The organism is Aliidiomarina indica (assembly GCF_015354615.1).
Classification (GTDB): domain Bacteria; phylum Pseudomonadota; class Gammaproteobacteria; order Enterobacterales; family Alteromonadaceae; genus Aliidiomarina; species Aliidiomarina indica.
On sequence record NZ_JACAVQ010000001.1, the window covers coordinates 526,039 to 537,781 of the forward strand.

Sequence of the window (11,743 nt, forward strand, 5' to 3'; positions counted from 1 at the left end):
TTTAATAAGATTACAAGTTTTCAACAATCTCCCGAATCAGCTCAGGGCCTTTATATATAAAGCCTGTGTACACTTGTACTAAACTTGCCCCGGCATCGATTTTGGCTTTCGCATCATCACCGCTCATAATCCCACCAACGCCAATAATCGGAACTGAATCCGGCAAAGCCGCACGTAGCCAGCGAATCACCTGCGTTGAGGCTTCACTTACCGGGGCACCACTTAATCCACCTGCTTCGTGCTCATGAGTATGCCCACGTACCGCCGTTCGTTCCGTGGTTGTATTGGTCGCGATAACCCCATCTATGCCATGTGTAATAATGCCCTGAGCGAAACGTTCGGTTTCCGATTGATCCATATCAGGGGCAATTTTCACCAGCAGCGGAACGTACTTGCCGTGTTGCGTTGCCAACTCTTGTTGCTTTTTCTTTAGGGCGGCTAACAAACCGTTGAGAACGTCGCCATGCTGAAAAGCCCGCAAACCCGGCGTATTAGGCGATGAAATATTCACAGCAATATAACTTGCCACCGAATAGACACGTTCCATGCAGTACAAATAGTCGGCACTACCCTGCTCTTCTGGTGTGTCTTTGTTCTTGCCAATATTAACGCCAAGAATGCCACGATAATTTGAAGCCTTAATCCGCGCCACGAGCGCTTCAACACCCTGGTTGTTAAAGCCCATGCGGTTAATCAATGCCTGATGCTCCGGCAAACGAAACATGCGCGGTTTAGGATTGCCCGGCTGAGGTTTAGGCGTAATGGTTCCCACCTCGATAAATCCAAAACCCATCGCCGCAAAAGCATCAATACAGCGTGCGTCTTTATCTAAGCCGGCAGCTAGGCCCACCGGATTTGGAAACTGAAGGCCGAGCACCTGTACCGGCTTGTCGGCGATTTTTTGTTGCAACAAACAGCGCATGGGATTTTTTCCCATGCGCTCTAGTTGATTCAACGTGAAATCGTGCGACCACTCAGGATCGCCCTTAAACAACGCAGAGCGAATCAGCGGATACACATTCATTAGTGATTATTTCCGCTTTTTTGTCCCAGTAGCGTGAGCTCGCGTAAAGCAACTGAGAATTTCGCAAACTCATGGCTCTTCGTGGTTTTGAAGTCTGCCAGGGTTTGCTTCCAGCGCTCAACATAGGCTTTATTGTCTTCCATCCAGCGGTTTAGCATATCTTCAGCGGATTTATCCTCACCGGCATATTTTAATACGGTTAGGGTTAACAGCCGTTGCTGCCAATCAAGCTCTTCCCGGAAAGCTGCACGGGCAAGGGCTTGCCAATGATTGGCTACAGGTTGCCGGTTCACTTGGTCGAGGAACCAGTGAATGCTTAATTCTGCACCCAAGCGGAAGTAAGTCTCAGAAACTACAGAAATCTTCTGCTTCGTCAACGCGGCAACTTCAGCAATATCCATGGCTGAGAACACGGTGCTCAAAATACCAATTTGATGCGCCAGATCTTTAGGAACGCCCTGCTCAACCAGTTTTTCAATCTGACCACTAATCGCAGTTTTTTCAGCGTCGCTCAGATAGTTCAGAACATTTTTACGCAGGTCGTTAAACGACTTCGAGTAAAAATCGATATGTTCTTGGATACTGCTAAACTCTGGATTCTTATGACGTAAGAACCAGCGCGTGGCGCGGCGAACCATACGGCGCACCTGGAACAACATGTGATTTTGCGTATCGGCCGAGATCTTATTATTAAGTTTCTCCACCTGTTGCCAAATTGAACGGCTACCGAACACTTCACGGGAAGTTATATAGGCTGCCGCAATTTCTGCCACAGTCGCCCCGGTCGCTTCTTGCTTGCGGTACACGAAGTTCGGGCCCATATCATTGACAATATTATTGGCCAACTTGGTCGCAATAATCTCGCCTTTCAATGGATGATCGTTCATGTCTTCTTTAAACTGCTCCTGAAGCTCGCGTGGGAAAGCTGCGACCAGTTCGCGCTGATGGAATGGGTCTTGCGTGATCTCATCACACACCAGCTCTTCTTTCAGAACCATTTTGCCGTAGGCGTTCAATACAGCAAGTTCAGGACGCGTTAAACCTTTCCCAGCGGCAGTACGCTCAGCCAATTCATCATCATCTGGCAAGAACTCCAGAGCCCGATCGAGCAGGCCTTCTTTCTCTAAATGATGAATAAAACGTTGCATTTCCTTAATCTGGTCAACACCGCGCAATAAGGTCACAGAGATTGATTGGGTCTGGCGATTACAGTCATGTAATACGATTTCAGACACCTGGTCAGTCATCTCAAAGAGTAACTGGTCCCGTTGTGTTTTCGTCAATTTACCTTGGCTTACCAAGCCATTGAGAAGGATTTTGATGTTCACTTCATTATCTGAACAATCTACCCCACCCACGTTATCGATAAAGTCGGTGTTAATGCGGCCACCACGCATGGCATATTCAATTCGACCCAGTTGCGTGCAACCGAGGTTACCGCCCTCACCGACCACTTTCGCCCGCAATTCCTTGCCGTTCACGCGCAGGGCATCGTTTGCACGATCGCCTACATCCGCGTCGGTTTCCTTGCTACCTTTCACATAGGTTCCGATACCGCCATTCCATAATAAATCAACTTCTGCGGTAAGCAGTGACTTGATCAACTCCGTCGGCGTCATGCTGCGCTTTTGCGTACCAAGCAAACGCTTCATTTGCGTGGTCAGCTCAATTGATTTCGCGCTGCGCAAGAAAATCCCGCCGCCCTCGCTAATCAAGCTCCGATCGTAATCGTCCCAGCTTGAGCGCGGCATATTGAATAAACGCTCACGTTCTTTAAACGACTTGGCTGGATTTGGCTCTGGATCGATAAAGATATGCATGTGGTTAAAGGCGGCCACTAATTTGGTGTGTTTCGACAGTAACATACCGTTACCGAACACATCCCCACCCATGTCACCAATGCCCACGCAGGTAAAATCCGTGGTTTGACAATCGATGCCCATTTCCCGGAAGTGGCGTTTAACCGATTCCCAACCGCCACGCGCAGTAATTCCCATTTTCTTGTGGTCGTAGCCCACGGAGCCACCAGACGCAAATGCATCGCCAAGCCAATGTTTGTATTCCGCTGATATGCCATTGGCAATATCCGAGAAAGTTGCTGTCCCTTTATCGGCAGCAACTACTAAATACGGGTCGTCGTCATCATGACGTACCACGTTCTCTGGATAAACAATCTCGCCATCAATGATATTATCGGTAATATCAAGAAGCGCACGAATAAAGGTGCGATAGCAGGCTTTCCCTTCCTCGAACATGGCATCACGTTCTTCCGGGAGTTGCTTACAAACAAAGCCACCTTTCGCGCCCACAGGAACGATAACAGTGTTTTTTACCTGCTGTGCTTTTACCAAACCCAGAACTTCGGTCCGGAAATCTTCACGGCGATCAGACCAACGTAAACCACCACGGGCGACCTTACCACCACGCAGATGGACCCCTTCAACGCGCGGTGAATATACGAATATTTCGTATTTCGGCAGCGGCAATGGCATTTCCGAGATCAGTTCCGGCAAAAACTTCACCGATACATAAGGCTTTTCTTTACCTTCGGCATCTGTTTGGAAGAAGTTGGTGCGAAGTGCCGCTTGGATAAGATCCAAATAGCGACAAATGATTCGGTCGTCATCAAGGCTGGCAACATTCTCCAATTCGCCTTGAATACGCTGCACCAAGGTATCCAATTTCTTTGCCGTTAACTTCGTGCCTGGCTCAAAGCGCAAGTAGAACAACTTCACAAGCAGCTTGGCAATCTTGGGATAGCGGGTAAAGGTACTTTCGATATAGCTTTGGCTAAAGGTCACGCCAATTTGTCGCATGTATTTTGCAAACATACGCAAAATCACAACATGGCGGCCTTCCATACCGGCACCCAGAATTAAGCGGTTAAAGCCATCATCTTCGTAATCACCGGTCCACACTTTGGCAAAGGCATTCTGGAAATTGTCGCGGCTATTCTCTAAATCGAGTTTGCCGGCGGTATGCAACATAAAGAAATCAAGAACCCAATAGACATGACCGTCGTTGGTTTTAATTTGATAAGGCGATTCGTTAATGACGCGCAGACCAAAGTTTTCCAGCATCGGCAATACATCAGACAAATGGATCGGTTCATCGCGATGGAATAGCTTAAGCTTCACGCGGTTCGAATCGTCTTGCACTTCTTGTGCGCGATAAAACAACATGCCGAGACGATGATCATCGTCGAGCGCTTCTAGCTGCTCAATATCGGCAATGGCAACGGACGGCAGGATATCTTCTTTATACGCTCTAGAGAAACCGTCTGAATAGCGGCGGACTAACTCACGGGCCCGCGCTTCACCTTTACCGGTAATGAGCAACCGCTCGAGGTTATCTTCCCAAGTGCGCGATGCTTCTGTGAGGTTTTCTTCAAGTTCTTTCACATTAATTTCCTGTCCGCTATCTTCTACACGCACGGTATATTGCGTCCGCGCGAGTACCGATTCTGAAAAATACGTGGTAAAGTCAACATCCTCGGCCCCACCAAGCGTACGTGCGAGGATTTGCTGTGTTTTCATCCGCAATAAGGTGTTGTAGCGCTCTTTTGGAACATACACCATGGCGGTAATAAATCGTCCAAAGATATCCCGACGTAAGAATACCCGAGTAATATCCCGTTCTTGAATCTGTAACACCCCCAGCGCAGTGGTGAGCAAATCGTCGACATTCGACTGAACGATTTCGTCGCGTGGGTAGGTTTGCATGATATTCAACAGCGCTTTACTTGCGTGAGTTCCCCGCGCGTGACGGCTATTCTTCAATACCGCCGATACTTTATCGCTGACTAATGGAATGTCCATCACGCTGTCATTGTAGAAACTTGCCGCGTACAAACCGATGAATCGATCTTCACCAATAACTCGGCCTTTCTTGTCAAAGCGTTTAATACCAATGTAATCATTGTAAGCAGGACGATGAACCCGTGATTTCGCATTGGTTTTGGTGAGCAACAACAGTTCGTTGTTGGCAAGTGCCGTTGTCCGGGCGAGCTTGGTCATTTCCGATAAGCGACGCCCTTGCTTGCTCTCTGATGCTCGTAACAAGCCCAAGCTGCTTCCTTGATCTTGGGTCAGTTCGTAATCGCCTTCTACTGGTGTAAGGGTATAGCTGCGATATCCCATCAAAGTGAAGTTGTCGTTCGCAAGCCAACCTAAAAAGCGTTTTGCTTGTTCTAACTGCTCGTCACTCCCTGGAAAATTGCGTTTTTCCAGGGAGGCAACGATATCCTCTAAACGTTGACGCATTGGCTGCCAATCGCCTACCGCGAGAGATACTTCCTCCATAACCGAGGTAAGTTCTTTCTTTAACGTTTTTAATTCTTCCGAGGTGTTCTGGCGATCAACTTCGATAAGGAACACCGTATCTGTTTGCGCTTTCGCATCAACTTCCCCGGCCGGCAGGATCTCACGCACGCTACCGTCACTGTTCCGACGATGAACCAGCGGTGCATGTAACAGCAGTTGCGAGTTAATACCCAACCGGTTTAACGCCATGCGCACCGAATCCACCATAAACGGCATATCGGTTTGAATAATTTCAATAATGGTATGTGGCGATTCCCAGCCGTATTTCGCGACTTCTGGGTTATATACCTTGATGGTGGCCTTACTATTGGACTCATACTTACTAAAACTATGCCAAAGCCCAACTATAGCCCCGTAAATATTACTATGATCACGACCCGCGAAATCATCGCGGGACACGTTTCGATACAAACGATGAGCAAATTCATCAACCAACTGCGCGATCTCAGACGGCAATTTCTGACGGATCGTTTCAGAAACTTTCTCGAGAATCACTGGAGGTTGACTATTGACCGATGCCATGATGATAGATCCTTGTCTGCAGGCGAAAAAAAGTGGCTCGCCAGCCGCAAAGCGCGGCGGGGTGTAAACCCTCTTATTCTCGGCCTTTACGCTAGTAAAATCAACGTATTCTGCGCTGGTGCGAGGAGTTATTTTTCGCCCAACGCCTGGCTCAATTTTTCATGCAAATCAGGTGCTAAATTATTCAGCTGACGCAAACGTAAAAGCGTTTGATGCAAGGGCGTCTGTAGTGCTTCAGGTAGCCGTTTCCACTTCAGTAGCGGTGACAATAAACGAGATGCTACCTGCGGATTTGATGCATTCAAGCGTGAAATAGCATCTTCGAGCAACTGATACCCAGCCCCGTCTTCTGCATGTAATTGCCCTAAATTATGGGTGAAACTCGCCAATAATGCATAAATTCGATTGGGATTTGCCCAATTAAAGGCACTGTGGTGTGTTAAATAGGTCACCCGCTCCGCATTACCGAAGTCAGGGGCACTCGCTTGTACCGCTAGCCATTTGTCCATCACCAAGGTATTTCCCTGCCAGGTGCGGGCAAAGTCTTCAAGTAGGCGTTCGCATAACGGATGATCCGTGTGCACAGCCGCAGCAAGGGCACCGAAGCTTAATGTCATGCTCCCATCCGCTTTAAATTGCCGCTCAATAATGGTGGTAATGTCGCTATCATCTTGATGGTGCGCGAGATAACCAAGGGCTGTATTTGCAAGCATACGCTGCGAAATAAGTGCTGAGCTTAAGCCAGCATTGTCTAACTCGGTGCGTTTCCAAGCAGAAAGCAATTCGTCCTTTAGCGCCAGTGCGATGAGCACGCGCATTTCGCTTACCACCCGACCAACCTCAGCGACAGGAATAATCTCGAATTCTTGCGCTAACGATTCCTCATTGGGAATTTGCAGCAGTAACGCGCACAAGGCCGCGTCTTGTTCTTTATCTTTCAGCGCCGTTGCCAAGGTATCAATCATGGTTTCTGAAAGGCTGACATCGGTCTTGCCGGCGATTGCTTGCAGCATGGCGTGGCGATAGATACGTTGACTCGCATCCCAGCGCAGAAAGGCGTCGGTGGCGCCATTCATAATAGCTAACAACTCATCTTCGCTCTGTTCGAAATGGAGTTTAATCGGCGCTGAGAAATTGGCTAACAACGCAGGTACCGGACGTGTTGCCGAACTTGTGAAGCTAATTTCTTGCTGAGGCTGAGTTAATTCAATTAAATTCAAAGACTTGCCGTCAGCCAATACATCCATCGACTGCCCATGTTCATCGACAAATTCCACTTGAATTGGAATATGAAATGCTGGCTTATCTGTTTGTTCGCCGCTGTCCGGTACCTGCTGGGAAAAGGTTAATTTTCCTTCTTTGGCGGCGTCATTATAGGTGTAAGTGACTTGCACTTGAGGCGTTCCGGCGTAGGCATACCAATGTCTGAACTGACCCAAATCGGCGCCGTTCGCATCTTCCATCGCCTGAATAAAGTCTTCACAGGTCACGGCTTGGCCGTCATGGCGCTTGATATAGAGCTGCATGCCCTTCTGGAAACCCTCCTCCCCTAATAAGGTATGGATCATACGAATAACTTCAGCGCCCTTATTGTATACCGTCACCGTGTAGAAGTTATTCATCTCCATCACTCTGTCGGGGCGGATGGGGTGCGCCATAGGACCGGCATCTTCCTCGAACTGATGGGTCCGGATAATACGGACATCTTGAATGCGTTGTACCGCGCGCATGCCGAGATCAGCACTAAACTCCTGATCCCTAAAGACAGTGAGCCCTTCTTTAAGGGACAGCTGAAACCAATCACGACAGGTGATTCGATTGCCCGTCCAGTTATGAAAGTATTCATGCCCGATCACCGATTCAACGTTCATAAAATCTTGATCCGTTGCGGTTTCGGCATCCGCCAATACATATTTGGAATTAAAAATATTAAGGCCTTTGTTTTCCATCGCCCCCATATTGAAAAAATCGACTGCAACAATCATGTAGATGTCGAGATCGTAGACCAAACCAAAACGCTCTTCATCCCACTGCATCGAACGTTTCAGCGCGCCCATTGCATATTCGGCTCTGGATAAATTTCCCTTATCTACGAAAATCTGGAGTAATACATCACGTCCATCACGGGTGATGAAGTGATCTTCAAGGAGGTCAAAATCGCCCGCCACTAACGCAAACAAGTATGCCGGTTTCGGGTGAGGATCATGCCAGGTGACCGAATGTTTAGTGCCATCGGACTCTGTTGATACCGGATTTCCGTTTGATAGTAAGTATGGGAACCCTTGTTGGGGAGCAATAATAGTGGTGGTAAAAACCGATAACACGTCTGGGCGATCAAGATAGTACGTGATACGTCGAAACCCTTCCGCTTCACATTGGGTACAAAAGGTTCCCGCGGATTTATATAAACCCTCAAGCGCGGAGTTATTAGCAGGATCAATCTCAGTCACAACAGTGAGCGAAAATTTATCGGGTACGTCGTTAATGGTCAGCGCCCCATCGCTGGTAAATTCGGACGCCGACAACGCCTCGCCGTCGAGGGAAACACTCAGCAGGCGTAGGCTCTCACCCACTAAAACCAAAGGTTCCCCCGCCCGCTGGCGTTCCAATTGCATGGTATTGGTCACTTTGGTTTTGTGATCATCAAGCTCAAACACGAGATCTGTTGTCGAAATAGTAAAAGCTGGAGCATGGTAATCTTTGCGGTACTTAGCTTGCGGGGTGCTCGCGGGCGCGTCTGACATGGTTTCTCCGAGACATCAACAAAGTAATATGGGCCCTATCCTATCAAAACGGCAGTTAGAAAACAGGCTTGATGCAGCCACTATTCAATGCGACATAAAAAAACGCAGGCGATGCCTGCGTTTCTTTCTTACCCTGCGGTTTGCATATCGCTTTGGGAATCTTCAAGCCGCAAAATTTTGAAGTTCGTATAGGCGTATATGATGGTAATAATAGGGACTAAGAATAGGAAGAACGCAAAAGGTGCGTAATGCAACGGATACACACCCAACACACTGAACATAAATGCGCCACAGGTATTCCACGGAATTAGCGGTGAGGTAATAGTGCCGCTGGATTCAAGGGTGCGAGATAAGACGCGCGGATCTAGACCTTCATTCGCATAGGCTTCACGAAACATCCGTCCCGGCAATACAATAGCCATATACTGATCGGCGGTAAGTACGTTGGCACCAAAACAGGTAAATACGGTTGCCGTTACCAAAGAGCCGGTAGAGTGAACCACTTTTAAAATACCGCTGATAATTTTCTGTAATAATCCTGTGGTTTCCATGACCGCACCGAATGTCATGGCAGCAAGAATCAGCCATACAGTATTGGTCATGCTTTCCATGCCGCCGCCACTAATCAAGCTTTGTAAATCGGGATTATCGGTCGGAATACTGACGCCATTCGCTAAGGCCACCCACACTACTTCGAGGTTACCCACGAACGCGGAAGGACGCGCAATCGGGGTCAAACTTGCCACCACGTCTGATTGGAACAATAACGCCCATACACCCCCGAGCAACGCACCAATAAGAATCGTAGGCAATGCTGGCTTGCGAGTCGCGGCGAGTGTGAATAATACGGCTAACGGGATTAACATCACTGGACTGATATTAAAAATGGCGTCCAGATCATTCTGCATCACCATTAGGCTATCAATGTTTGCCACACCCGTGCCGGTAAATCCTAGGATCGTAAAGAGAATCAAAGAGATAATCAGCGCAGGAACGGCGGTTAACGTCATATAGCGGATATGCGCAAATAACTCTGTACCTGCCACTGCAGGCGCTAAATTGGTGGTGTCGGATAAAGGCGACATCTTATCGCCGAAGTACGCCCCCGAAATGACCGCCCCGGCTGTAATTGGCAACGATAAATCCATGCCGGTAGCGACCCCAATTAATGCCACACCGATGGTGGCCGCGGTGGTCCAGGAACTGCCGATAGAGATGGCAACAATGGCACAAATTAAACAGGACGCTGCATAAAACCAGGTTGGGCTTAGTAATTCCAACCCATAATAAATCATGGTCGGTACAATACCTGCAAGCAGCCAGGTACCAATCAGCGAGCCCACCATAAGGATGATTAGAATGGCGCCTAACGCAACAGAGATGCCTTTGGTGATGCCCGCCTCAATATCCCCCCAACGGTAACCGTTAAAGAAGGCGATTGTGGTAGCAATAGCTGCAGCGATAAGCAAGGCAATCTGATTTGGCCCGTAGGACGAATCTTCACCAAATAAATACACAGAGCTGCCCAGCATCGCAACAAGCGCGAGCAAAGGAATCAGTGCCTGTAGATAGGAAGGACGTTTTGTGGTTTCCGTCATCATGTCTAATCCATGCTAGTGGGCCCCTTTACGGGGCCCTTTATTATTATCAATTGTTAAAACTGAACAATTCCAAGTAGCTGTAGAAAGATTGCAATAATAGCAATTGGTGCTAAATAACGCACACAGAACCGCCAGATTGCGTACACGCGCGCACTTGTGTTTAATTCTTCCTCAGTGAAGCGACGCTTCATTACCCAACCGGTAAAGAGCGCTGCCAACAATCCGCCCAGCGGTAGCAGAATGTTCGAAGCCAAGTGATCGATGGCGTCAAAAATCGTCGCCAATTCTTTGCCAAAGAAGTTCCAATTGAGCTGCGTCCAGCCAGCACCTGCAAAGGAGAATACCGTTGCCAAACTTAAGGTCCACAACAATAAACCGGAAGCGATAGACGCTTTCCAGCGAGATACTTGCAACTTCTCTTCAGCAAAGGCCACCGATGCTTCAATCATTGCGATAGCAGAGGTAAATGCAGCCAACACCAGCATAACAAAGAAAACTGTTGCCGTAAGTGATGTCATTGGCATGTGCGTAAACGCCAATGGGAGGGTTTGGAAGATTAGTCCAGGGCCTTCACCCGGTGCTAAGCCAAAACCAAATACAATGGGGAAGATAGCAAGGCCAGCAACAAGCGCCACCAAGGTATCTGCTAACGCAATCCAAATTGAGGTACGCGCAATTGAGGTGCCTTTAGGAAGGTATGCACCGTAAATAATCATCACACCAGAGGCCAGAGATAAGGTAAAGAACGCATGGCCTAGCGCAATCAACGCACCTTGGGTCGTCAGGGCTGAGAAATCAGGGCGGAACATAAAGCTAACGGCACGCCCAAAATCACCAATCATTCCCGAATAAATCGCAATGATAACAAGAAGAATTAGTAATACGGGCATCAGGTATTTAACCGCCCGCTCGAGACCGTTCTTAAACCCTTTGCCTACTACAAATACCGTGGCCACAATAAGTAAGGTACTAAAGAATAAGAGTTCACTAGCCGAGGTAACCATACCGCCAAACACGGCAGCGACCGACGCCGGTGTCGCATCCACAAAAGCCCCAGATGCGCTTTTAAATACATAAGATAACGCCCAACCTGCGATAACCGCATAAAAGGTTAAGATGATATAACCGGCACTCAACCCCATCCAGCCAGTAATTTGCCACGCGGGGCTAACGCCTGATTCGCGGGCGAGCTTCGCCGCTGCATAGCCTGGCGATGTGCGACCACGTCGGCCTATTAATACTTCTGCCATTAACACAGGCACACCGATTAAGAAGATAAATAACAGATAGAGCAGCACAAAAGCGCCACCGCCATTTTCACCCATAATATAGGGGAATTTCCAAATGTTACCGAGGCCTACAGCCGCTGCTGTGGCTGCAAGAACAAAGGAGAAATTACTGGACCAGCGGTTGTGCGTTGCGCGTTCTGTTGTCATAAAAATTAACCGTTATAGTGACGTTATTGTTTGGGTATAACGTTCTTGTTTGAGTTTTAATTATTATATTTATCTAATGCTTTATAGCAGAACA

5 protein-coding genes are annotated in these 11,743 nt (G+C 48.2%); all 5 read right to left on the reverse strand.

Translation table 11 applies throughout. From position 1 onward, the window contains the following. Positions 1–10: 10 nt before the first annotated feature. The 5 genes from HXZ99_RS02375 to HXZ99_RS02395 all read right to left on the reverse strand — a co-directional run bounded on the left by HXZ99_RS02375 (position 11) and on the right by HXZ99_RS02395 (position 11,649). Entirely contained in the window at positions 11–1,024 is a 1,014-nt protein-coding gene (locus HXZ99_RS02375; RefSeq protein ID WP_194755661.1) for a quinone-dependent dihydroorotate dehydrogenase, read from the reverse strand. Then, positions 1,024–5,868 carry an NAD-glutamate dehydrogenase gene (locus tag HXZ99_RS02380; protein ID WP_194755662.1) on the reverse strand — a complete coding sequence of 1,615 codons (4,845 nt, stop codon included), beginning with the start codon at positions 5,866–5,868 and terminating at the stop codon, positions 1,024–1,026. The genes HXZ99_RS02375 and HXZ99_RS02380 overlap by 1 nt, the downstream gene beginning before the upstream one ends. A gap of 128 nt (positions 5,869–5,996) precedes the next feature. Next, positions 5,997–8,612, reverse strand: a complete 2,616-nt coding sequence (pepN, locus tag HXZ99_RS02385) for an aminopeptidase N (protein WP_194755663.1) — start codon at positions 8,610–8,612, stop codon at positions 5,997–5,999. Between the two features lie 128 nt (positions 8,613–8,740). Beyond that, on the reverse strand, positions 8,741–10,213 hold the full coding sequence (gene nhaC / locus HXZ99_RS02390) for a Na+/H+ antiporter NhaC (protein WP_407928485.1): 1,473 nt from the start codon (positions 10,211–10,213) through the stop codon (positions 8,741–8,743). A 53-nt stretch (positions 10,214–10,266) separates the two neighbouring features. Continuing rightward, positions 10,267–11,649 carry a sodium-dependent transporter gene (locus HXZ99_RS02395; protein WP_194755664.1) on the reverse strand — a complete coding sequence of 461 codons (1,383 nt, stop codon included), beginning with the start codon at positions 11,647–11,649 and terminating at the stop codon, positions 10,267–10,269. Positions 11,650–11,743: the final 94 nt, after the last annotated feature.

Coding starts and splice junctions, on each gene's coding strand:
- nhaC (WP_407928485.1), bottom strand. CDS start 10,213: ATGATGACGGAAACCACAAAACGTCCTTCCTATCTACAGGCACTGATT.
- HXZ99_RS02380 (WP_194755662.1), bottom strand. CDS start 5,868: ATGGCATCGGTCAATAGTCAACCTCCAGTGATTCTCGAGAAAGTTTCT.
- pepN (WP_194755663.1), bottom strand. CDS start 8,612: ATGTCAGACGCGCCCGCGAGCACCCCGCAAGCTAAGTACCGCAAAGAT.
- HXZ99_RS02375 (WP_194755661.1), bottom strand. CDS start 1,024: ATGAATGTGTATCCGCTGATTCGCTCTGCGTTGTTTAAGGGCGATCCT.
- HXZ99_RS02395 (WP_194755664.1), bottom strand. CDS start 11,649: ATGACAACAGAACGCGCAACGCACAACCGCTGGTCCAGTAATTTCTCC.